Source organism: Roseimaritima multifibrata (assembly GCF_007741495.1).
Classification (GTDB): Bacteria; Planctomycetota; Planctomycetia; order Pirellulales; family Pirellulaceae; genus Roseimaritima; species Roseimaritima multifibrata.
The window spans coordinates 2,824,072-2,849,046 of record NZ_CP036262.1 but is presented as its reverse complement, the minus strand read 5'-3'; the positions used below and the strand labels follow the sequence as shown (position 1 = coordinate 2,849,046).

Annotated in this window: 17 protein-coding genes; 14 read left to right on the top strand and 3 right to left on the bottom strand. The window is 55.5% G+C overall.

All coding sequences use genetic code 11. The features are described 5' to 3' along the window. Positions 1-42: 42 nt before the first annotated feature. From FF011L_RS10425 to FF011L_RS10370, 12 genes are all read left to right on the top strand, one after another. Positions 43-1,482 carry a TlpA disulfide reductase family protein gene (locus FF011L_RS10425; RefSeq protein ID WP_145351621.1) on the top strand — a complete coding sequence of 480 codons (1,440 nt, stop codon included), beginning with the start codon at positions 43-45 and terminating at the stop codon, positions 1,480-1,482. A 12-nt stretch (positions 1,483-1,494) separates the two neighbouring features. After that, a complete protein-coding gene (locus tag FF011L_RS10420; RefSeq protein WP_145351620.1) occupies positions 1,495-2,184 on the top strand; it encodes a 4'-phosphopantetheinyl transferase family protein in 690 nt (229 codons plus the stop codon). A gap of 7 nt (positions 2,185-2,191) precedes the next feature. Then, positions 2,192-3,727 (top strand): sulfatase family protein, encoded by a 1,536-nt coding sequence (locus FF011L_RS10415; RefSeq protein ID WP_145351619.1) that lies wholly within the window; start codon positions 2,192-2,194, stop codon positions 3,725-3,727. A gap of 398 nt (positions 3,728-4,125) precedes the next feature. Further along, positions 4,126-5,526 (top strand): IS4 family transposase, encoded by a 1,401-nt coding sequence (locus FF011L_RS10410; protein ID WP_145351618.1) that lies wholly within the window; start codon positions 4,126-4,128, stop codon positions 5,524-5,526. A gap of 303 nt (positions 5,527-5,829) precedes the next feature. Continuing rightward, on the top strand, positions 5,830-8,553 hold the full coding sequence (locus FF011L_RS10405; RefSeq protein ID WP_145351617.1) for a DNA translocase FtsK: 2,724 nt from the start codon (positions 5,830-5,832) through the stop codon (positions 8,551-8,553). A 317-nt stretch (positions 8,554-8,870) separates the two neighbouring features. Beyond that, positions 8,871-9,824 carry an ABC transporter ATP-binding protein gene (locus FF011L_RS10400; protein WP_246109849.1) on the top strand — a complete coding sequence of 318 codons (954 nt, stop codon included), beginning with the start codon at positions 8,871-8,873 and terminating at the stop codon, positions 9,822-9,824. 87 nt (positions 9,825-9,911) lie between these two features. After that, entirely contained in the window at positions 9,912-11,114 is a 1,203-nt protein-coding gene (locus FF011L_RS10395) for an ABC transporter permease (RefSeq protein ID WP_246109848.1), read from the top strand. 203 nt (positions 11,115-11,317) lie between these two features. Continuing rightward, on the top strand, positions 11,318-12,598 hold the full coding sequence (locus FF011L_RS10390) for a glucose-1-phosphate adenylyltransferase (RefSeq protein WP_145351614.1): 1,281 nt from the start codon (positions 11,318-11,320) through the stop codon (positions 12,596-12,598). Next, entirely contained in the window at positions 12,595-13,530 is a 936-nt protein-coding gene (locus tag FF011L_RS10385; protein ID WP_145351613.1) for a hypothetical protein, read from the top strand. Before FF011L_RS10390 ends, FF011L_RS10385 begins: the two co-directional genes overlap by 4 nt. 46 nt (positions 13,531-13,576) lie before the next feature. Beyond that, positions 13,577-15,919, top strand: a complete 2,343-nt coding sequence (locus FF011L_RS10380) for a tetratricopeptide repeat protein (RefSeq protein WP_145351612.1) — start codon at positions 13,577-13,579, stop codon at positions 15,917-15,919. A 149-nt stretch (positions 15,920-16,068) separates the two neighbouring features. Continuing rightward, positions 16,069-16,680 carry a 5-formyltetrahydrofolate cyclo-ligase gene (locus FF011L_RS10375; RefSeq protein WP_145351611.1) on the top strand — a complete coding sequence of 204 codons (612 nt, stop codon included), beginning with the start codon at positions 16,069-16,071 and terminating at the stop codon, positions 16,678-16,680. After that, complete coding sequence (locus tag FF011L_RS10370; RefSeq protein ID WP_145351610.1) at positions 16,677-17,600, top strand: formylmethanofuran--tetrahydromethanopterin N-formyltransferase; 924 nt, start codon at positions 16,677-16,679, stop codon at positions 17,598-17,600. The genes FF011L_RS10375 and FF011L_RS10370 overlap by 4 nt, the downstream gene beginning before the upstream one ends. On the opposite strand, the gene FF011L_RS10365 is transcribed toward FF011L_RS10370, so the two are convergent. Beyond that, the gene (locus FF011L_RS10365; protein ID WP_145351609.1) at positions 17,597-18,178 is read right to left on the bottom strand and encodes an adenine phosphoribosyltransferase; all 582 of its coding nucleotides are present in this window, start codon (positions 18,176-18,178) and stop codon (positions 17,597-17,599) included. The genes FF011L_RS10370 and FF011L_RS10365 overlap by 4 nt on opposite strands. A gap of 83 nt (positions 18,179-18,261) precedes the next feature. Beyond that, positions 18,262-18,756: a hypothetical protein gene (locus tag FF011L_RS10360; RefSeq protein WP_145351608.1), complete on the bottom strand. Its 495-nt coding sequence runs from the start codon at positions 18,754-18,756 to the stop codon at positions 18,262-18,264. Positions 18,757-19,081: 325 nt separating this feature from the next. Here FF011L_RS10360 and FF011L_RS10355 point away from each other — a divergent pair, with 325 nt between their 5' ends. Both FF011L_RS10355 and FF011L_RS10350 read left to right on the top strand, forming a co-directional pair. After that, positions 19,082-21,781, top strand: a complete 2,700-nt coding sequence (locus tag FF011L_RS10355) for a multiheme c-type cytochrome (RefSeq protein WP_246109847.1) — start codon at positions 19,082-19,084, stop codon at positions 21,779-21,781. 54 nt (positions 21,782-21,835) lie between these two features. Further along, complete coding sequence (locus FF011L_RS10350) at positions 21,836-23,881, top strand: hypothetical protein (protein ID WP_145351607.1); 2,046 nt, start codon at positions 21,836-21,838, stop codon at positions 23,879-23,881. A 9-nt stretch (positions 23,882-23,890) separates the two neighbouring features. Here the strand turns inward: FF011L_RS10350 and trpD are convergent, their stop codons facing one another. Next, entirely contained in the window at positions 23,891-24,895 is a 1,005-nt protein-coding gene (trpD, locus tag FF011L_RS10345; RefSeq protein WP_145351606.1) for an anthranilate phosphoribosyltransferase, read from the bottom strand. Positions 24,896-24,975: the final 80 nt, after the last annotated feature.

The following is a 24,975-nucleotide window of genomic DNA, read 5'->3' as shown; positions in this document are numbered from 1 at the left end:
CGATTCCCCGAACCTCCCCTCCAAAAACTGCGAGAATTTCGAATGCGTGCTCTATGGCTGTCCACTCTCCTGGCTCTCGGGCTAGGCTTCCAAGTCGGTTGCGACTCCTCCACTCCCGTTGAAGAGCCAACCGCCGATCCGGTAGTTTCGGTTGAAGAGGGCACTCCAGAGGCCGCTAAACCTGAAGCGACGCCGGAACCAGCCGCTGAAGCATCCGCACCAAAGATGGTCATTCCCGAACCATCCACCCCCGCGCCAGCCGCTCCGGAGACACCCGCACCAAAGATGGTCGCCCCTGAGCCAGGCGAACCGGCTCCGAAAACTCCGGATGCTTCTGACGCACCTGCGTTGAAGTTGCCTCCCGAGGACGCAGCCGCCGGAGCCCCGACCGCCCAAGTCACGGCACCAGCTGAACCGACTCCGATGACCATCGGCAGTGTCGCTCCTCCGCTGAATATTGAGTACTGGGTATCTAAGGACTTTGAACCAGTCACCGATTTCCAAAAAGGAAATGTCTACATTGTCGAATTCTGGGCGACTTGGTGTGGTCCCTGTGTCTCTTCGATGCCACATCTGGCAGAAACTCAAAAGAAATATAAAGACAAAGGCGTTCGCTTAATCAGCATCAGCGACGAAGACCTGGACACGGTCGAAAAATTCCTGGAACGCAAAGTCCCAAGCAGCGAAGATGACGGGAAAGAAGAGACTTTTGGACAATTGACCAGCGCCTACAGCCTGACCACCGACCCTGACGGATCTTGCCAGACCGACTACATGCGTGCGTCCAACCAAAACGGTATCCCAACCGCTTTCATCGTTGGCAAGACCGGCCAGATCGAATGGATCGGCCACCCAATGGAAATGGATGAACCGCTGGCAAAAGTTGTTGGCGATTCATGGGATCGAGATGCTTACTTGGCCGAGTTCAAAGCCAAAGAGCAAATGACTGAAATCATGATGATGGCCCGCCGCGGTAACGCCGATGGTGCGATCAAGGCTATCGATGCAATCGATCCGAAGACCTTGGGCGAAAGCGGAGCCCTACAGTTGCAGCAACTGAAACTTGGGTTGTACGCCCAAGCCGCCGACAAGGGCAAAGAATTCTCTGCCCTAGCGAATCAGATGCTGGATGACGTCTCCGATCCGAATACCATCAATGGAGTTACTTGGTACATCTACCAGGCAAGCCAAAACACCGACGTCGATAAAGCCCTGATCAAAAAGGCAATCGCCGCCAGTGAATCTTCGATCAAAGAACTGGACGCCGAAGCACGTCCATTCATGCTCGATACGATCGCCCATCTGCACGAGCAAAACGGGGACATTGATTCCGCGATTGCCGCTCAAACCGAAGCCGTTGAAACCTCTGAAGGACGAATGAAAGATCGTCTTACCGTTTTCCTCAACGAGCTGAAAGAAAAGAAAGAAGGGGGCGACAAAGCTCCTGAGAACAAGCCTGCTGATGCAACTCCGGCTGAATAACGGATAAGCGGTATGGCTGTCCAGGTTTGGTATGCAGAGGCTTCGGCGGAGTCGCCGGGGCCTCTTGAAGCGGACTGCCGCAAAGCCCTCTGCGCTGAAGAAACAGAGCGAGCAACGCTGTTTCGCAAACCGACCTCCGCGAACCAATTTGTCGTCGGCCGAGGGATGGCCCGGCGATTACTGGGTGCAAAACTGAACTGCGCCCCAGAATCCATCCCTTTTCGGTTTTCCCCTCATGGAAAACCACTTCTCGATTCGCCGCAGCAATTAGGCTTTAATGTTGCTCATACAACGGGAATGGTCCTGTGTGCGATTGGCGAATACCAGCAAGTTGGCGTCGACGTTGAATCGACGGGTCGAAAAGTCGACATCCGGCTCGCTGAACGCTACTTCGCGAAAAGCGAAGTAGAATGGGTCTTCGCCCGCCCTCCCGCCGAGCAAACAAGCGCCTTCCTTAAAATCTGGACATTAAAAGAGTCCTTCATCAAAGCGATTGGAACCGGCCTAACCATGCCGCTGGATGAATTTGCATTCCATGATCTAGAAAGTTCACAGCCAACCGTTCGCATCGATTCGGACCAGCATGGCAAAGATACCGATTGGCATGCCTTCGTCTTTCAACCGGTTCCAGGTTATGTCGCCGCACTCTCGGTACATGATCCTCGCCGGCCTTCTTTCACGACTCATCCTTTCGAAAGCTAATCCCATCATGAATGCCTTTCCCATTCGCTTATTGGCGTGCACCCTTGCAGTTGTATTTGGGTTTTCCTCTTATGCCGCCGCAGCCGAACATCCGAATGTTGTGATCATCTACGGCGATGATGTTGGATACGCGGACCTTGGAGCTTACGGTTCTAAAAAGATCCCCACACCCAATCTCGATCGATTGGCCGGTCAAGGACTTCAATTCACCGATGGGCATTGCTCGGCATCGACCTGCACCCCTTCTCGATTTTCGATGCTGACCGGTATCCACGGTTTTCGTCACGGGGTTCGCGTCCTGCCCCCCAATGCTCCGTTGACGATCCAACCACAAATGTTCACGCTACCAAGCCTATTCAAACAAGCGGGATACGAAACCGCCATCGTTGGCAAGTGGCATCTTGGTCTGGGAAACGGCAAAGACCCTGTCGATTGGAATGGCGATGTCAAACCAGGACCACTGGAAGTCGGTTTTGACTATTCCTTTCTGCTTCCGTCGACAAACGATCGCGTCCCTTGCGTGTACGTTGAAAACCATCGCGTTGTGAACCTAGATCCTAACGACCCGCTATACGTGGGCAAAAAACCAGACGGTGCCAATGTGACCGAGTACCCGGATGGCAAAAAAGATCGCTCGGCGATGACGTACTACCAAAGCAGCCACGGGCACGATTTTTCGATCATCAATGGGATCGGACGAATCGGCTATCAGTTCGGTGGTAAATCCGCATTGTGGAACGACGAAACGATGGCGGATGAGTTTGTCAAGCAAACGAAGAAGTACATCGATTCCCGTTCGGCAGAGAAACCCTTCTTCCTGTTCTTCTCCTCGCAAGACATTCATGTCCCGCGAGCACCTCACCCCCGTTTCAAAGGCAAGTCGGAACTTGATTTTCGCGGAGACGCAATGGTCCAACTGGACTGGGCCGCTGGCGAAATCCTGAATGCGTTAGAGGAGAATGGTTTCGCCGAAAACACCATCGTGATTTTTTCCAGTGACAACGGACCTGTTTACGACGACGGCTACGAAGACGGGACCACCGTGCTTACCTCGACCAAGGAAAGTGATCGAGGACATGATGCGTCCGGTCCCTATCGGGGCGGTAAGTACCAACCTTACGAAGGAGGGACACGGGTTCCTCTTATCATCCGTTGGCCGGGCAAGGTCACTCCGGGGCATTCGGATGCAATGGTCAATCAAATTGATTTCATCGCATCATTTGCCAGCTTGCTAGGAATCGAATTATCCGCAGAACAAGCGATCGACAGCCGAAACACCATGCCCGCGTTCCTCGGCAGCTCACCCGACGGACTGACGGTCATGCTGGAAGAGTCGGGAAGGAGCACCGCCATTCGCCGCCAACAATGGAAATTTATCCAAGGGAACAAAAAGCGGCCGAACGAACTATATGATTTGTCGACCGACGTGGGGGAACAAACCAACGTCGCGAAGGAACATCCAGCCATCGCCAACGAACTGTCGGACCAGCTAAAAGCAATGGTCCAGGCCAAGCAGGGAACCCGAGCCCTCGGGATCAAGTAGTCGTTGGAAAGCCAACTCTTAGCGGAACGGCGCGAGCCGTCCGGCCTTTCTCGCAAGAGCCGCAACGGGCCGGAGGGCTCGCGCCCTGCCGCTAGGAAGAAGGCTGAATGCGCTCGCAACTCTTAGCGGAACGGCGCAAGCCGTCCGGCCTTTCACGCAGGAGACGCAACGGGCCGGACGGCTCCCGCCCTGCCGCTAAGAAGGAGGCTGAATGCGCTCGCAACTCTTAGCGGAACGGCGCGAGCCGTCCGGCATGTTCACGCAGGAGGCGCAACGGGCCGGAGGGCTCGCGCCCAATGCCGCTTCCTTTGGAGAAAATTTCGTTAAACAGAGCGAATGGAACAAAATTTGCGCTATTGCAGGAGGTTTCCAATCCCCTGCCATTCTGACGGTCTGCCATGCTTATTCCGCCAAACCCTTCCGATCCGCCTGATGAGCAATTCGTCGCTGCCAGGGCACTTCTCGATCAGATCCTGCGGGTTCCTGAGCTCAAAAATATCTTCGATATCGATGATCGCCCCAACACCAGAATGGTCTACAGCCAAGCTGCGACCATCTGGCTGTTAATACTCCAGCGGTTACGTGGTGGCGCTTCGCTGAGTCAAGTTGTCTCCGAAGCCGTGAACCATCAAACCGACCTCTTTCCGGACAATAAACGTGTCCGCGAAGGAACATTGGGAGAGAATACTTCCACGTTCTCCAAGGCACGCACCCGTCTGCCGCTCGAAGCGATCCAGCGATTCTCGCGATGTGTTTGTGACTACTTAGGACGCACTGCCGAAAGAGCTTTCGATGACCGCCGCGTCTTCATTATCGACGGAACCACGATCACACTGCCACCAACACCAGAACTGAAAAAAGCTTTTCCACCTTCAACCAACCAGTACGGCGAATCGGTTTGGCCAGTGGCGATGCTAATGGTCGCTGCCGAGATGCAAAGTGGCTGCATTTTGGTCCCCAAAATCGACCCAATGTACGGACCCAATAATTCCAGCGAAGCCAAGCAAGCTCGCGAGATTGTTGGCGAACTACCCAGTAACAGCATTGTGCTTGCTGACAGTGGTTTTGGCATCTATGGCGTGGCTTATCATACACGTGTGGCAAAACATGATTTCTTGTTTCGCCTGTCGATGACGCGGTACAAGTCGTATCGCAAAAAAGCGGAACTGGTCGATGAAGGCGAAGGCTACAAGAGCTACCGGCTCAAATGGACTCCAACAAAAAAAGATCTGAAAGGCAATCCCGATATCCCTCCGGGGACATGCCTGGATGTATTCATTCACGAGGTCCAACTCGAAGGAGGCACGACTTTGGCGATGGTCAGCTCGCTGGAGTTCGACGCGACCTGCCTGGCAGAACTTTATCGTCGACGATACGACGTGGAGTTCGACATACGGGATGCCAAAGTGACAATGAACACTGAGGACATCCGTGCCAAGAGCGTGGACATGGTAATGAAAGAGCTGATGGGCTCGGTCGTCGCGTACAACTTGGTGTCTCAGCTCCGAAGAAGTGCGGCGAAACTTGCCAAGGTTACACCCCGACGTCTGAGCTTCAGCGGCGTATGGCTGAGCTTCCAAGATCACTTGCTGCGCAAGTCCTGCGATACATTTGAGGAGTGGCAACGAGCATTCACGAGCGCGTTAATCAGCGCCTCCAAACGCAAGCTTCCAGTTCGCAAGGAACCACGCAACTACCCACGGATCGCCCACCCGCGCCGCCCCAAAACCACCAAGTTCCAAAAGTCATTGCGCAAGAAGAAAAAAACAAAAACCGAACAACCTCCACCCCCCGAATAGACTTAAAGTAAGTGGCATTGGGCTCGCGCCCTGCCGCTAGGAAGAAGGCTGAATGCGCTCGCAAATTCTTAGCGGAACGGCGCAAGCCGTCCGGCCTTTCTCGCAAGAGCCGCAACGGGCCGGAGGGCTCGCGCCCTGCCGCTAGGAAGGAGGGTAATTGCACTCCGTTCTTTTGACGATTCTTGCGAATACTCCACAAATGCTAGCAAACGCAACTGTACTGGCCTTCGATACGGAGATGGTCGATAGCCTTCTATACAGGCAGGACCGCCTGCACTTCAATCCGGGGGACCGTACGAAACGATGTCAGAAGAACCGCGACAAATGGGCCGCGATATGGCGGCGATTGCGCTGTCGGCCTGTGCGCTGTTTCTAACGGTTTCGTTGGTGACGCACGATCCTGCCGATCTGATCGATAAACCTGTCTGGCCTATCCATCTGATCTTTTCGCCTACCAACAGTGTGTTTCCGACCAATCCCTCGATCCACAATGCATGTGGGTACTGGGGAGCCCTTTTTTCGGCGGCAATGCTACAAGCGACTGGCATTGGCGCCAGCCTGATCGTCTTTTGCTTGGGCGCTCTTTCGGCCAATCTGCTCATTCGCGGCGACCTGAATGCCCCCGCTCTTCGGTCGTTGGGAGCTTCGATTATCTTGGTTGCGGTTGTGACCGCTGCCGCGATGTCTCCGTGGCATCCCGCGGGCATGCCGATCGTCGGGGCGGGTGGATACCTGGGGGCGATGACGAGCACTTGGTTAGGCGAACACTTTGCGGTTTTCGGAGCTTGGATTCTAACGCTGACGTTGCTGCTGTTTGGAACCCTGCTGTCGACCGATTACATTTTGCTGCACGCCAGCCGAAAAGCGATCGCGGGAAGCGCTGCCGCTTCGGCCGGGGGCCTTCGTCGGGTCCGCGAGCGATTCCCACGACGTCATCGCAGCCCGTTTACCGATGGAGCCGAAGAGAATAACGAAGTCCTGGTAGGCGACGGCGCCAGCGACGGCAGCAGCGAAGCAGAAGCACAACCGGCGATTGTTGCCGCTGAATCGGATTCCGAACCAGCCATCAAAATTCGGGGGCGTCAATTAGACGAATCCGAGATCAGTGCTGCCGATGAACCCTCCGCGGACGAACCGGTCGCGGAATCGGATACCGCGTCAAGCGAAACATGGGACGATTCGGAATCCGCGGAATACGAAGAAGAGGAACCTCTCGAAGGTTCCGAAACCCGCACGTTAACCGTCAACGACGAAGAGCAAAATCTCCGTCAAGACCCGGCGCATCCCAATCACCCTGAACCCAAGATAAAAGTCAAAGCGCCGAAACGAACGGCGGATGAACGTCAGCAAGTATTCGACAGCGTCAGTGAAGACCTACCTGACAGCGTCGACCATTATTCGCTGCCAAACCTGGAACTGCTGACCGAATCGGACGACATCTGCTATGACGATCAACTGCGCGAGGTCCGTCGCAAAGCGAAGATTCTAGAAGAAACGTTTAAGAGTTTTGGGTTTGACGTTCGAGTCGTCGAAATCGAAACCGGTCCGGTGATTGCGCAGTACGAGATTGAACTAGAAGCGGGCCTGCGACTTAGCAAAATCACCGGACTGGCCGATGACGTCGCGATTGCACTGCGAGTCCCTAGCGTTCGAATTGTCGCCCCGATCCCGGGCAAGAACACCGTTGGCGTCGAGGTTCCCAACGAGAATCGGCAAGTGGTCCGGCTGCGCGAAGTGATCGAAGAGGCCGGACAATCGGTCAGCAAAATGAACATCCCCGTGTTCCTTGGGAAAGACGTTTCCGGCAACGCGATGACCGTCGATCTGGCAAAAATGCCTCACCTTCTGATCGCGGGTCGAACGGGTACCGGTAAATCGGTCTGTTTGAATGCGATCATCGCCTCGATCTTGATGACCTGCCGTCCCGATGAAGTCCGGATGCTGATGATCGACCCTAAAATGGTCGAATTAAGCGGCTACGGTCGGCTGCCTCACCTGATGCATCCCGTCATCACCGACATGAAAAAAGCCGAAGCGATTTTGGCTTGGGCGGTGGAGAAAATGGAGGAACGCTATTCCTTGTTGGCTAAGGCAGGCGTCCGGCACATCAACAGCTACAACGATCTTGGACGCGATGAGGTTGCTCGTCGTTTGCAGATCGAAGATAGCGAAGAAATGGAAAACGTCCCCGATCATCTGCCGTTCATCGTGATTATCGCCGACGAAATGGCCGACTTGATGATGACCGCAGGCAAAGACGTCGAACAACATATCATTCGCTTGGCTCAAAAATCACGAGCGGTCGGGATCCACTTGATCTTGGCAACCCAAAAACCAACGGTCGACGTGATCACCGGTTTGATCAAGAGTAACCTGCCTGCCCGGTTGTCTTTCCAGGTCGCTAGTAAAACGGACAGCCGCGTCGTCTTGGATGAAAATGGTGCCGACAAACTGCTGGGTAACGGGGACATGCTATTCCTGTGGCCAGGCACAAGCACCTTGATTCGCGGTCAGGGTACGTACCTATCGGACGAAGAAATCGAATCGGTATGTGCCCACTGCAGTGACGGCGGCGAACAGAATTTCGTTGGCGAACTGATGAAATTGAAAACCGAAGAAGAGGGCGGCGGCGATGGGGTGTCGGCCGATTCGATTCGATCTCGCGACGACCTGTACGAGAGTGCTGTCGACGTGGTTATCCGCGAAGGACGTGGAAGCTGCTCCCTGCTCCAACGAAGCCTAGGCATCGGGTATGGACGTGCTGCACGACTGATCGATTTCATGGCTGAAGACGGAATCGTCGGTCACTACAACGGCTCCAAAGCCCGCGAAGTCGTCATGACGATCGCTGAATGGGACGCCATGCAAGGCGTCGAGCCCAGCGATCCTCCTCCCGGCGGCGAGAGCGATCCAGACGACGACTACGAAGAAGTCGAAGAAGAGGAAGACGAAGAAGAAGAGATCCTCGAAGAGGAGGAAGAAGAATATGCGGACGACGAGGATCAAGAATGGGAAGACGTTCACTAAACGTCGCCTCCTATCAACACTGGGCTGCCCCCTCGCAGGAAACCTACCCCCCTCGCAGGAAACCTACCAGGGATCGAAGCAGACGCTCCACCGCCGGTCACGCCGCTGGTTTAGGGGGTGGAGCGGAACGCGAATTTTTGGCAGCCTTCCGTCCTCTCTTTCCTCCGTTCTTCATTGCAGTTCGATGTTTCCTCGCAATGGTATTTCCTCACTTGGGGTGATTTCCGCTCTATTTTTGCGGCAACAGGATCACTAAGCGTCACCCTATGTGGGATTGACGTAGCAACGGTTTTTGCGGACATCTGACTACCTCGGTTTTGACGCAAACCTCTGTTGATAACGTGACAAACGGGAATCCCACGCTAGCACTACACGCTGACGGGCTGCATAAGTCCTACGGTTCGCACAAAGTCCTTCACGGGGCCACGCTAGAACTGCGCGCCGGCGAACGCCTGGGGCTGCTTGGTCCTAACGGAGCTGGCAAAACGACTCTGATTCGATGCCTGACCGGACGCAGTCGCCCCGATTCGGGACAGATTTTCCTAAACGGGAAAGAATTGCCACCTCAAGGGGGCCGTGAAGCGATTGGCTTGGTCCCTCAGGAATTGGCGATTTATGTCGATTTAACGACTCAGCAAAATTTACTCGCTTTCGGGCGGTTCCACGGCCTGTCAGGGCGAGCGCTGCGAAAACAGGTCGACTGGGCGCTCGAATGGACCGGGCTCCAACCTCGCCGCAAAGATCTGGTCGGCACCTTTTCCGGCGGGATGCAGCGCCGCGTCAATCTTGCCTGCGGGGTGCTACACCGCCCTCAAGTCCTCCTCCTGGACGAACCAACCGTGGGCGTCGACCCTCAAAGTCGCCAACGAATCTTTGAGATGCTAGACGACCTAAACGACGCGGGGACATCGATCGTTCTCACCACCCATCAACTTGACGAAGTCGAAACAAGGTGCGATCGAATCGTTGTTTTTGACAGGGGCCAGGTAATCGCCTCGGGGACTTTGAATGACCTGATTCAACAAACGGTAGGGAGTTCACGCCGCATTCGCTTGCGAGCTCCAGCGGAATCTTCCGTGCAAATTCCAGGCTGGCAGCAGGGCCCCCAGCCTGGCGAGTGGACCGCCGCGATCCAGAACGTCGCCAGCGAACTGCCCGACTTACTGAACCGGGCAACCATCGCGGGAATCGACCCGAAGGACATTGACATCCAAGGACCATCTCTAAGCCATGTCTTTCTTCATTTGACAGGGAACGAACTTCGCGATTAACCGTCACTCGATCTTCAGTTCCCAGCATTTCCTCAAACATTCCCTCCCTTTAGCGATCCTCAGCGAACGGCCACGATGATCAGGACCGTGATCCAAATCAGCTTGCAGCGACTACGGAACAGCCCAGCGGAGCTGTTGCTGACGTTTGTGATGCCTATCGCGTTCTTCAGTGTTTTTGCATTGATTTTTGGAGGTCGCCCCGGCAGCGATTCGGCTCCGAAAATAAATGTACTGGTAATCGATTCGGCAAAGTCGCCGATCTCGTCGATGGTGGTTCAACAACTTCGCCTCCGAGATGCCATTCGCTGGATGACGATCGCTCCTGCGGAAAAGGCGGAAAACGGAGCAGCATCAGAACCCGAACAATCAACGCTCGCCTTGGTTGAAACCTCCCACCGATCAACGGATCCGCCAGAGATCGAAACCGCGAAGCAGTTGGTGCAACGTGGAGAGGTGACCGTGGCCATCCTGCTCGATCAATCCGAACGGCAGGTGACCGCTAGGCTGTTAACCGATTCGTCCAATCCAATCGCCGGACAGCTTCTGCAAGCGATCGTGCAGCAAACGATCAGCGGAGTCAATCAAGTCGCCGCGCGGCAGGCCATCGCCCCAACCGTCCAACCCAGCCCTCCGGAGGGTCCCCCCTCCGCGGTCACGCTGGAAGATGTCATGCGAGCTGACGAGAACAAGCCTGTTGTCAGCATGTATGCAGCCGGGATCGCCGTGATGTTTTTGTTATTTGGAGCGACCGGCGGTGGGGGCGTGCTCCTGGAAGAGAAAGAGAACCGCACCCTCGACCGCCTGCTAGCGACTCGACTGACAATGGATCAATTACTACTGGGCAAATGGTGTTACCTGACAGGCCTGGGATGTTTGCAGACGACGCTGATGTTCATCTGGGGAGCCTGGATGTTCGATGTCGACTTAGCAGGGCATCTGGACGGTTTCATCGTGATGACCATCGTGACCGCAGCGGCCGCCTCCAGTTTTGGTCTGTTACTAGCAACGCTGTGCCGAACGCGTGGCGCCTTAAACGGGTTGTCCGTGATACTTGTATTAACGATGAGCGCCCTCGGAGGGTCGATGGTCCCTCGCTACATCATGAGCGAATCGCTGCAAACCGCCGGGCTCTGGACGTTTAATGCCTGGGCGCTGGACGGGTACAACAAAGTCTTTTGGCGCGAGCTGCCGGTTTCCGACCTTTGGCCGCAGGTGATGGTTCTGCTGGTCTCGGGATTTGTGATGCTAATCGCCGCTCGCCTGCTCGCATTTCGCTGGGAAATCAACTGAACTTTGCCAATTAGCGAAGCGATTCCTTCTTTTCCATTCTCCCGCTTGCGAGTCGTTCGGTTTCGGCTGAATCGGCATATCGCCCCATGCAATACGGCCGGGAAACTGGTACGATTTGGGTTCTAGATAATCTCGTCTGCCAGTCGACGATTGTGGCGTCGACCCAACCTACACCCCGGTTTTACTGAAAGGTACCGCCCATTATGCGGAACGCAATTGCTCTGATCCTTGGCGGCGGACGTGGAACACGTTTGTTTCCGCTCACGAAAATTCGGTCAAAACCGGCCGTACCGTTAGCAGGTAAATATCGTCTAATCGATATCCCGATTAGCAATTGCATTAACAGCGAACTGAACCGGATCTACGTTCTGACTCAGTTCCTTTCGGTGAGCCTCCATCGCCATATTCGGCAGACGTATAGCTTCGACAATTTCCGAGGCGGATTTGTCGAACTACTGGCTGCCCAACAAACGGTAGACGCAGGAACCGATTGGTATCAAGGGACCGCAGATGCGGTCCGCAAGAACCTGCGTTATGTCAGTCAAGCCGACGTCGAACATGTCGTGATCCTTTCGGGAGACCAACTCTACCGCATGGATTTCCGCGACATGATGAAAACCCACATCGACAACAAGGCGGATGTCACGATCGCGGGGATTCCTGTCGAACGCAAAGAAGCTTCAGCACTGGGAATCATGCGAGCGGACGACACCGGACGCGTAACCGGTTTCCTCGAAAAACCGCAAACCCAGGAAGAGATCGACTTGGTGCGAACCGATCCGGCCTGGATCGATGCCCAGGGACTTCCCTCCAAAGGGCGTGACTGCGTTGCCAGCATGGGGCTGTACATTTTCAACAAGAAGTTCTTGATCGACTTGCTGGAAAAAACAGACTACGAAGATTTTGGCAAAGAAGTCTTTCCAACAGCGATTCGCACTCGCCGTGTCCAGTTGCATCTGTTTGATGATTACTGGGAAGATATCGGTACCATTCGGGCCTTTTACGAAGCCAACCTCAGCTTGGCGCGCCGCGACGCTCCGTTTGATTTCAGCTGCATGCAGGCCCCGGTCTACAGTCGGCCGCGATTCCTCCCTCCAAGCTTGATGGAAGACGCTCGAGTCACTGGCAGTTTGATCGCGGACGGTTGCAAAATCGGTAAAGGCGCGGTCATCGAAAACAGCGTGATCGGTCTGCGAACCGTCATCGGAGAAAACGTGACGATTCGCAACAGCGTCGTCATGGGTGCCGATTACACCGACAGCAAGTTTGTCGAACCGGTCAGTGAAATCCCCTTGGGAATCGGCGACAATTCGATCGTCGAAGGATCGATCTTGGACAAAAACGCGCGGATTGGTAAAAACTGCCGTATCGTAAACGATAACGGGGTCGAAAACCAAGGCGAAGACGAGCCCGTTCAAATCCGCGATGGGATTCCTATCGTGATCAAAAACGCCGAACTCGCAGACGGTTTTAAACTCGGATGATCAAATCCCTCGCGGTTACGCTGTGGCTAGCATGTGGAACATTGGCGTGGGCTTTCCCTGCCGATGATCCACCATCGATTGATTCCCTGGATAACGAATCGGTAGAGGCACCTCGTTTGATCGACGTGCCCGGAGATGCTGGAGCGACCAAACTGGTCGTTCCCCCAGTCGCAGAATTTCCCGAGGCAACCCCGACAGAGCCGAACCCCAAAATTGAAGGCTGGATCCAAGACGCCCTAAACGGCAAGGATGTTGGCGAAACGGGCATCCCGCTTCTCGACGAAGCCCTCAAAGGGGTCCGGAACCGTGGCAGCGTTGTCGACAACTTTCCAGAACTGAATCCTGAAGATTCACGTCCGACAGCCGATCGCCGCGATTCAAAACGACAACGAAACGATCCCCACCCACCACGTGGGCGAACAACGCGTCCGAACTCCAAACCGGACGCCCCCGAAATGGATCGCTCCGCTCCTCCGCATGTCCGCCCAGCCCCTGCTAGACAGCGAGAGGATGCGGAGCGTGATCCACGCAAAGAGTTTGGACCGCCGAATCAAAATCGCCCGAACCCTCAGCACCAGGGTCCACCGGTCGGTCCAATGATTCCTAACAAGGGGATTCCTAACAGGGGCTCCTTTCCACCGCCCGCCCTTCCCATGCCTCATTCGGTTCAGGGGAATCCATACGCCTTACCGCAGGCGCCCCACCAACGACGGACGGCACCTTGGTTTCCGATTCCTCCTGATTCCGCGGTCCCCGCGTCGCTACCAGAGGCTCAGTACCGACTGTCCGAAACGTTGCTCCGAGGTGCTCGGATGCTTGCCGAAATGCCGGGAAACGACCCTCAACGAACCGAAACAATCCGCTTGATGCGACTGCAAGCACTCAAGTGCCTGATGCCTGACGTGCAGCAGCCCGCAATAGCCACCTACTAACCAGCCCCGCCGCATCGCCGGCAGAAGGGCTTTGCTTTGGACCCGCATGCCTAAGCCTTCGCAACGTTCTTCTCCAGCCCCCGATCCCTCAACGAATCGCGGGCTGTCACGACGAACTCTACTCGCCACTGGCTTGGTCCTGACGCTAAGCCTACTGGGAGCGGCCGTCCTGGCCGATTACTTCACCGGCTTACCGCTGGATGCCGAACCTCGATTCGTCGGGCGACAAAGCTGCATTGAATGCCACCAAACCGAAGTGGAAGCTTTCAACGGTTCGCATCATGACAGAGCGATGGACCTAGCCACAGAAGAAACGGTCCGGGGCGATTTTGACGATGCCACGATCGAAACCCACGGGATCGTCAGTCGAATGTTCAAGCGAGACGGAAGGTTCTTTGTTAACACAGAAGGGCCGGATGGCGAACTGAATGATTTCGAAGTCAAATATGTGTTTGGTTACGAACCGCTTCAGCAATACATGGTTGAATTCGATCGCACGGCTGAGGTGAAAGAAAACGAAGTCGCTCGCCTGCAGGTCCTCCGGATCAGCTGGGATACCGAAAAGAAGCGCTGGTTCTACCTCTCCCCTCCCGATGTCAGCGAAAAACTGGAACCGGACGATCCGCTGCACTGGACCGGAATCGCCCAGCGATGGCAAACCATGTGTGCCGAATGCCATTCAACCGATCTGGTCATCGGTTTTGACGACCAGGACCTGGTCTATCACACCACCTTTTCCGAAATCGATGTCAGCTGCGAAGCCTGCCATGGCCCTGCCAGCTTGCATGTTGAAATGGCCAAATCCAAATCGCTCTTTTGGGATCGCCATCATGGCTATGGTCTAGCCAAATTGAAGACGGAATCCAATACAGCCCAAGTGGAAACCTGTGCCCCCTGCCACAGCCGCCGAGGCGTCCTGAGCGACGATTACCAAGCGGGCGATGCATTTTGCGATCACTTCAATCTAGAAATCCTCCGCGACCCAACCTACTTCGCGGACGGCCAAGTTCGGGACGAAGATTACGTCTACGGATCGTTCATCCAAAGCAAGATGTACCACAAGAATATTCGTTGTACCGACTGCCATGACCCGCACTCGTTAAAACTGAAGTTCACCGGGAACCAAACCTGCACCTCGTGCCACCAACACCCCGCTGGCAAGTACGACACGCCGGCTCATCATCACCATGCACCTGGCACCCCCGGCGCGTCATGCGTGAATTGCCACATGCCGGAGCGGACCTATATGGAAGTCGATCCACGGCGTGACCATAGCATTCGAATCCCACGCCCTGATCTATCGGTCAAACATGGGCTGCCGAATGCCTGTTCCGGATGTCACGTCGAGGACCAGTTAGACCAACTGCCGCCAGCAGCCCGTGAATCCCTGAACGAATATGCCGATTGGCAAGAACAAGCACTTGCAGGCGATGCACAACTTGCTGACCTAATACTGAAAACCGACGAGTGGTGTGACGCGGCATGTGAGAAGTGGTACGGAAAAGAACGCCACCGCGAACCTCATTTTGCCGAACCGCTGCTGAATTTCCGAGAACGAAAACCGGGTTCGGCAGAAGCGTTATTAGAAATTGCCTTGCAGACGGACCTGCAGACCGCCGCGATCGCCAGAGCTACCGCGTTGGATGAATTACTTACCGCCGGTCCTCCATCGCCTCAAGCCGTTAAAGCCGCAAGGGAGTTACTGGCGCAAACCACCCCGGCTCAGGAACCGATTGTCCGTGCTGCAGCGATACGCGTCGTCGGATCGGCGCCCATCGATCCCCGCGCCATTCGCAAAACGCTGCTTCCTGAATTGTCCGCGAACACCAGACTTGAACGCCAGGATGCCGCCCGCGCCTTGGTGCAACCTGCCATCTACTCGATCCTGACATCGAACGAGCGTCACCGCGTCGACCTGATCCTGCTGGACATCAAGAAATCGCTAATGGCGACGAACGATCGAGCAGGCGCTCACATGGCATGGGCTGGCATCTGCGAACAACGAGGCGATTTCCAAGAAGCCATCAGCGCCTACGAAACCGCGATAAGCGTCGAACCGAAACGGACCGGTGCACGAACGCAATTGGCAAGCTTGCTAGAACAGATGACCGAAGCCGAACGCGAACGCCTGCAGCCCGACGTGCTGCAGCGCCGCCAAGATCGGATTCAACAGCTCCGCAAGGAAGAACTCCCATTCCTGAAACGGGACGCGGACCTGGTTCCGGATAACGCGTTTTTGCAATATCGACTGGGGCTGGCCTATTATCTGGCGGGAGAATACCCACAAGCGCTGGAACAGTTGCAGCGGGCCATCGATTTGGAACCTCAAAACCAAGACTACCAACTCGCCCTACGACTGCTGAAAGAGAAACTAGCCGAGCAGCCCTAAGTGGCGATTCCCAGAGGGAGCAAACGCCTCTCTGCCTAAGACGACTCCTCCGTCCACCATGGGTCATTTAGCAGGCCTGCATCAAACGCTATCATCGTGGATCAGCAAACAGCACTAAATTGAACGAAGCCTCTTACTGAGAATCCCAGATGACTGTTCAGAATGGCGACGAATTGACGGAACTGAAAAACCAAATCCGCAAAACGGCACACGCCAATCGAAAATCTCAAGCCGACAAAGATTCGGTCAGTGAACAGATCACCACAACCGTCATGGACTTACCCGAGTACAAGGCGGCGAAAACGATTATGTGGTATGTCGACGTGCGTGACGAAGTCCGCACCCGACATGCCCTCCCCTCGGCAATTGCGACAGGGCAAAAGATCGTTGTCCCTTTTTGCGTCGACGGTGAACTGGAATTGTTCCACCTAGAATCGATGGATGAACTAGAAACGGGGATGTACAAAATTCTGGAACCACGTGCGGACCTTCGCGAGGTCGCTTCCAAACGGGTCCCGGTTGACCAGCTGGATTTTGTCCTTGTGCCGGGCGTCGGCTTCGACGACCAGGGTGGCAGGACCGGGCACGGCAAGGGTTACTACGACAAACTGTTGGAAAACGCCCGCCAGGATGCACCTCTGATCGCGCTCGCCTTTGACTGTCAGATGTTCCCTGAAATCCCGATGCAGTCGCACGACATCTACATGGACAAAGTGGTTACCGAAACCGCAGTCCATCCCGGCCGAGGTCGCGCATCATGAACTTGCACGAATTAGTAGAAGATACATACGCGGAAGGTTTTCGAAGCATCTACGGCGAAATCCTGATCACCGCCCGCGATCAAAATTGGTTAGAGAAAGCGGTCAACGCAGTGACCGGGCACGCCTCCAGCACGATCCTCTGTGATTGTGAAGCGGGCGTTTCCGAGTGGATCGACAAAGATGCCGCACTTGGCGGTGCCACGCCCGACAGTCGCCCCGGCGCAGTGATCCAATTTCATGTGCCACGTTTTCGCAAAGACCGCCGCGAACATCTTGAAAAAGTCATGTTGGCACGGATCAGCCAAAACGTGCTGACCTGTCCGACCGCTCGCTGCTTCAACCGCCTAGAAACCGAAGACTATTACAAGCTGGGACGCAAAATCGCCTTCTTCGGCGACGGCCATCAGTTCCGTGATTCTCGTTATGGCATCAAAGGCTGGGTGATTCCGATCCTGGGGGGCGAGTTCTTTCTGTCACGGCGATTTGGATTCCGCGACGGTGTCATGGGCGGCAATCTATGGTTCCTCGGAGAGACCGAAGAGGCGGCATTGATCGCCGCGGAACGAGCTGCAGAAGCGGCGGAAGCAACCCCGGGCGTCATCACCACCTTCCCCGGCGGCGTCGCTGCCAGCGGAAGCAAAGCAGGCAGTAGTTATTCGTTTACGATCGCGAGTACCTACGCTGAATTTTGTCCCACCCTAAAAGAAAAGTTAGGGGAGACTTCCAAGGTGCCTGAAGGCTGCAATTCGATCATGGAATTGATCGTTAACGGACGCGACTTAGACGCTTTGAAAATCGCCACCAAAAACGCCATCCTGGCAGCCGCCCCCACCCCCGGACTGATGCGAATCAGTGCGGGGAACTACAACGGCAGACTCGGAAAAAGCTTCGTTCATTTACATGAATTACTAGACGCTTAAACCGAAGGACCTGGCTCACGATTCTGAACGCTTAACTCGCATTCAGAATCGTCGTCGTCGTAACGCAACACGCTATGGCAAGGATAAGGACTAAGCCGGTCCTCTCCCCCCAGTTGCACCAGATGGACAAGAAAACTACAGCCGACGATCTCTGCATCGCATTGCTCTAGCAGCCGGCAGCAAGCCTCCATCGTTCCTCCGGTGGCCAACAGGTCGTCGACCAGCAGAACCTTCTGCCCCGCAGAAACACCATCGACGTGAATTTCCAGCTCGTCCGCGCCATATTCCAGCTCGTAACGAAATGAATTCCGTTCAAACGGCAATTTGCCGGGCTTTCGAATCGGGACAAATCCTGCGTTCAACCGTAGGGCCAGCGGTGCAGCAAAGATAAATCCGCGAGCTTCCGCCGAAGCGATAACATCAACCTGTTGGTTAAAAAACGGTTCGGCCATCCGGTCGATCGCTTCTTGAAATGCCGCCGAATTGGCCAGCAAAGGGGTGATGTCGCGATACAAAATTCCTGGTTTAGGAAAATCTGGAATGTCGCGGATATAACGTTGCAAAGGATGCGAATTCATTATGGTTAGCCTGCGCAAAAAAGCATGTGGAACGAGTTTCCAGTTCCAACAGCCTACCACGAATCGCAATCCAGGTCAGCCGCTTAGTAGTTCATAAACAGGCTTCGGACGGCCGCCTGAATGCGTGGCGCCGTTCCCAAGCTGTCGCCGATACCGGGCATGCTTAGCACGATAAACAGACCGATCACAACGCCGGCGAAGAGAATTTGGCTCCCCCCGTACTCGCCGTTGACCCGTGTGTCTCGCTGAAAGAACGACCAACGAAATCGTGTTTTCTCTTCGGGGCTGGTTAAGTCCTCAAGCCGCCGCAGGGCTAGCTGCACCTCGCCATTGCCCGCATGAAACATCCACTCCGCCCGCACCGAATTGCACTCTCCGGCGGTCATTAGTCTCCAGGGCTTTCCCACTCGAAGTTTGACCGCATCCCGTGCAGACACTTTTACGGTGAAACCATCGATCGACTGCTCCTGCAAAACGACCGGAATGGTACTGAAACCAATTCGTATGGAAGCAGCCGCCACGTCCGGTTGAACAGGACAGCGGAAAAAATCGGCTTGCTTAGATTCGGTTGCAGGCATCGAGGATCACCAAAAGAAAAGGGTGCTGTGTCAATCTGAAACCTATCTCCGATTTTCCCCCCGAACGGCCAAAATTGCGGGTCGCCGCAAGGCTTAGTCAGATCCGCCGCAGACTGTAACGACTGTGACGATAAAGCGGCCTGAATGGGACTGTAGTGAACCCTGGCAAGATCCAAAGCCTACGTCAGCCTTTCTGGATGTTACGAACGAACCAAATCTCCCGCTCAGTCTGGTCGATTGGATTATTGATACCGTGGCATCGCTGCGGCCGTCACGTTTTGAATAGCCTCGAAACAAGGGCCTTTCCTCAGCCCTTTGTGTATCCATGGACGTACTCTACGACCGACATCGAATCGCTCAACTCATCCTCTGGATCGGGTGCCTTACTCAGGTTGCAGCGTACGGTCAGGCTCCGTCAGGCTACCAATTTCAAGGTATGGGACGCCCAGCGAGTGATATAGGGCGCCCCGCGACGGCCGACATTCCACCCATTTCGCCAGAATGGCTGAAGCAATTGCCGCCGGGATGCCTGGATACGTGGCAAGCCGATCCACCGGCCGCCAATTCCCAAGCGAATTCCAGTTACGGCCGACTTCAAATCCCCCGCGTAGCCAATCAGCGGACGACGCAACAAACACCGCTCCAGTCCGCCCAGCTTTCCCAATCGTTTCCTTATCGGCAACGACATCAGACGGCAGTTCCGGCAGTTAACAACCAATCATGGGGCCAAGGAACGATCACACCACCCGCCTACATGCGGGCTGGCGGTCGCTCATCAACGGTCGGGCATGCCAAACCCAATCCATTTAACAGCGAAAATCCCGGGAACCTGACGCCAGAACCAACCAACCAACCGTCACAAACTCGAAACATCCAATCCAACCAGTACTTCTCCAGACCAGAAGCCCTCTTCGAACCGGAACATTCCGGCGGAGCGGACCTACTGGAGGATGAGCTTTCGGCAATGGCCCCCAACCGGTCGAGCAATCCAGCACCTGCGGACGATTTGCTGGGTGGGAACTTACTGGGGGATGATGATCTGCTGGATGGCGATGATTTGCTGGGGGATGACGTACTGGGGGATGACTTGCTGGGGGGGGACAATCTGTTGGACGGAGACGACTTGCTGGGTGGAAGCAACGCACCGGCGTCCCCATCTTGGCAGGAGGATGACCTGCTGGGCGATGACAGTCTGCTGGACGATGAAAGTCTGCTGGACGGTCCCGATCCGCTTAGCAATATGTCTGGCGGTGCCAACCCACACGCTTCGGCCTCCCCAAGTCGGCTCCCCAATCCGCACGCCAGCGCGACAGGGACTCCGGCTGGCAAACCGCTAACCCCGAAGGGCGACGCGTCGATCTTGTCACCCGAATCGAACGTCGATCCCCATGCCGCGTTACTTGCAGAGACGCGCTATCCGTCGGCTCGAACGTGTGCCGAATGCCATCCAAAACATTTTGAGGAATGGCGGGTCAGCGCCCATGCTTACTCGATGCTATCCCCCATGTATCAACGTTTTGAACAAACGATGACCGACTTGACGCAGGGAACGGTCGGTACCTTCTGTGCCAGATGCCACAGCCCCGTAGCGACCCAGGAATCGTTCTCGCGCGCCGTCTCTGCTCTAGAAGCACCTGAAATCGTTCGCGAAGGTATCACCTGCATCGCCTGCCACCGTGTCAACGAAGCATACGGACGCACCAATGGTCGCCGCCGGATTGAACCAGGCGATATCTTTGCACCGGTCTACGGTGGCGGTAATGGATCGGGGATTGCCAAAGCGATTTCCGATCGCAAACAGCTGAAACTAAAAACCGACCCTAGTGATAAAGGGCCGGGGCAAGCGATCCATACCGAAGGACGCTTCTTCGAACCGATCACTCGGAGTGATTTCTGTGCAACCTGCCATCAAGTGGCCGTCCATCCCGGAATCGGTCTGGAGGTGGTCCATGCTCAGTATCGCGCCGGCCCCGCCGCGGCCAAGGGCATCAGTTGCCAAGACTGTCACATGGGCGCTGTCCCTGGCAAAGCAGAGGGATACGAGGAATGCCACATCGCCGAACTGTCGGGCAAACCCTGGGGAGAGGTGCGCAAACATGCCAACCATTCCTTCTGGGGTCCCAACTATTCGATTGCGCATCCAGGGATCTACCCGATCAGCAAGGTCGCAGACCGCTGGACTCCGCGTGATTGGTTAGCGTTTGATTACTACAGCGATTGGGGCAAAGACAAATTCGAACGGAACGCGGCGAAAGGGCAGACGTTCCCAAAACCATGGGACAACACCGACGATCGCCGTGATGCCAGGAAAATCATCGACGCCAATATGAAAAGCCTGGATAGGAAGCGACAGTCCGCCGTCCAAGTGCTGGAATCGGCTTTGAAAATAGATGGCCCGTTCTTCAGCAACCCACCAACGGCACAAAGTGACCTGGCGTTCTATTTTGATGTCACAAACGTTAGTGAAGGACATAACCTTTCGACCGGTTCGCTCGGGGCTCAACCACAAGTTTGGATGAATGTAGCATTGATCAATCCAGAGGGAATGCGAGTCTGGGAATCGGGCTACTTGGACAGCAATGGCGACCTCGCGGACGTTCAATCCTATGACGTCGCGACCGGCCAACTGCCTGCCGATACGCAGCTGTTTAACCTGCAAACAAAATTCTTGATCAACTCGTTTAGGGGAACCGACAGAGAGGTCGCGTTACCGCTGAACTTCAACGTTGACCAATTGGTCTTTCTGCGTCCCGGAGCGGTTCCAGTCAGCCTGCTAAATCATCCTCCAGGGATTCGCATGGAGGCTCACTCGTTGCCTCCCCTGGGATCCCGGAAAGCCCGTTACCGGATTCCAGCAGAACATCTGTCGCAACCAGGATTCTATCGACTGGCCGTTCGCTTTCGAAGCAAACCCGAACCGAGTTACCTGATGAGACTGGTCGGAGCGACCCCCGATATGATTCGCCGCATGAATGAGGGAATCCTGACGTTACATCCGCAAAGCCACACGATTCACGTCCGTTAACGTCTTTGCAGCAAGCCCTCTCATTTTAGTTCCTTACAGAATCACCGCAGCCTAATGAAATCGTCCCCCCAGGTAACCGTCCCCCGATGCGAACTGCCGCTGCCGACAGGCTGCCGTTGGCGTCGACGTTGCGCTGCCGGGGTGCTACTGATTGCGCAGTTCGGTTGGCTGGGGTCGATTAGTTATGGACAACCACAAGGGTATCCGGTCACCTACACGCAGGCACCTCCGCCCGTTCAACCGACCACCCCAAGCCCCTTGCCTGCACCGACGCGGCTGCCTCCTGCAGGGCAAGCGACTTCGCCCGATTCGGGGCCTTTCGAGATCTTGCCAACCCCGAACGCGACGAAGGTTCCTCAACGGTTACCAGGGGTGGACGACTTCCAAAACCATAGGCCGCTGCAGGCACCTGCCGCCCCGATGCAAAATCCACCGGCCGCGCCATCAAGCCCTCTGGGAGACCCTATCCCTAGAATCCCTCAATGGGATCTACTGGAAAGCAATCCCAATCGACTGGACCTTCCTCCTGCCGGTCCGGCGATGCCCTTTACACCACCATTTCCGTCGGGTCCCAGCGTTCCCGCCGCACCGAGTCCCCAGCAAAGCAACGATCCCCTATTCCAGCCAACTCCTTCGCACTCTCCGGTTCAACCAAAAGCTCCCGCGGATACGTCGCATGCCCAACAGCCTGCGCCCAACCCGGCCGATCCGCTAGAGCTATTCTCTTGCCCTTTGCCTGAGTGGAACGATTTCTCCCCGACTCCGCTGCCAATGGGATCCGAATTCTACGATCCCTCCGCACAACAGTACGTCTATGACGCGAAGTACGATGTGCCGACTCAACGACCGTTGATTGAATGGGGCATCCCGTTTTATGCTCCCGGCATGATGCCTCGCGGAGGAACGCTATTCGGCGAAACGAATCTGTTGCACCCTGCGTTCTACATGTATGGGGACTATCGAATCGGTGCGTCCACGGGACGTAATGCCGGGGGCCGCATCGACAATGTCGCGCACCGGTTAAACCTGGACCTGGACCTACGTTTAACGGCGACCGAGCGGTTCCACGCGTTTATTGGACCATTAAATCAAGCAACGCAGTTCTCGCAATTTCGACTGGAAGACGGCAGTGTCGAGTACGATTCGTTCGTGAACTTGAATCCGGTAACCGGCTTCTTCGAAGGGGACATCGGTGCCATGTTGGGTGGGCTGGACGGAACGCCCTCCCCATTCGAAATGCCCGTTGCGTTAGGGCTGGTTCCGCTGCTATTTCAAAATGGCGTTTGGATGGAGGACGCGGTGACGGCTGCCGCGATCACCATTCCCGCCAAACATAGTGTGTTGCTGGACTGGTCGAACTTCGACATCACCGGATTTGCAGTCGCCGACCAACTAAACAGTCCAGCCTTCGGTGCGGACAATCATGCCGCTCAAGCGTTAGGGATTGCCGCATTCATCGACGCCTACGACGGCTACATTGAAACCGGGTATGCCTACCTGAATGATCGTGACGATTTGGGACGGAGCTACCACAACCTGACGGCTAGCTACACGCGGCGTTATTTCCAACGGATCAACAACAGCCTACGAATCATCATCAACACCGGCCAGGACTTGGACAAATCTCAGCGGACCGCCGACGGAGGATTATTCCTGATCGAAAACAGTTTGGTCACTTCATCGCCGATGCGGATCGTTCCATACCTCAACCTGTTTTACGGATGGGACCGGCCGCAAAGCGTTGCCCGAGCCGCCGTAAGTGGTGGGATCCTTCGCAATGTGGGAATCAATTTCGACCCGGATGGTTTAAACGGCCAGCCCACCCTGGATGCCTCCGCAAACGATACTTACGGCGGAACGGTAGGAGTCGACCTGTTGGGTGCGGATCTGGATCGACAATGGATCTTAGAAATGGCCTATTTGGGCGTTCATGGATCCCCGACAGGCCGGATCGCAAAAGGGGATCAGGTTGGGTTTGCCACACGCTACCAATTCCCGATCTCGTATCGCACCCTGATTCGGTTCGATGCGATGTACGGGATCCGCCGAGCCGACACCGACATTTACGGAACGCGGATGGAATGGCGTTGGAAATTCTAGGGCGTTCGATCAACCCACCAACTGAGCCAATTTATCTTTAGCGGCACCGCTATCGATCGCCTCGGCAGCCAACACGCTGCCGCTGGCTAAATCATTCGTTTTGCCAACCAACCACAAAGCGGCTGCGGTATTTGCAATAACCGTATCGCGGCAGGCCCCGGGTTTGCCAGCCAACAGGTCACGAATGATGACCGCACTTTCCGATGGGTCAGCGGCTTGAAGGTCGGCGGTGGAAACCGATTCCAACCCAAACGCTTCCGGAGTCCAGTGCAGTTCCTGAATCGCGTTCTGCTGCACATCCAGAACCACCGTTCCACTGGCAAGCGTCACCTCGTCCTGCCCGTCTTCACCACGTACCACCAACGACCGAGTCGTTTGTAGTTGAGCGAGCGCCGAAGCAATCTTTTGCTGATCCGCACCACGACCGGTTCCCAACAATTGATGGGTCGCTCCCGCCGGATTGCATAGCGGGCCCAGCAGATTGAACAACGTGGGAACTCCCAATTGTCGCCGCACTTGGCCCACATGTTTCATTGCCGGATGAAGTTTCGGAGCAAAACAAAAGCAAAGGCCAACTCGTTCCAGCGTTTGGGCCACGGCATCGGCCGACGATTCGATCGCGACTCCTAACTCGGCAAGCACATCGGCAGATCCGGTTTTGCTTGTTGCTTTTCGATTCCCATGTTTCGCAACAGGAATCCCCGCTGCTGCCACGACGATGGCCGTTGCAGTGCTGATATTAAAAGTGCCCGAACCACTCCCACCTGTCCCACACGTGTCAAGCAAGACGGCACACTGGTGGGGGATCGGCGTCATGTGCTGACGCATGGCCAATGCGGCTCCGACCAGCTCGCTGACCGATTCACCTTTTTCGCGGAGCCCAAGAAGCAGGCTGCCGATCGCTTCGTCACTCGCCTTGCCCTCCAGCATTAAACCAATTAAATCACTGGTCTGGGAAACCGTAAGGTCGGTTCCTGAACGAACAATGTCAGTAGCGGATTGCAACGGATCCATAAAACAACTGTTAATCTTGCGCGGCAGAACGGGTTATAATGGCGGGATTGTAACCTCTTTCGGTAGATTCGGCGAATCGG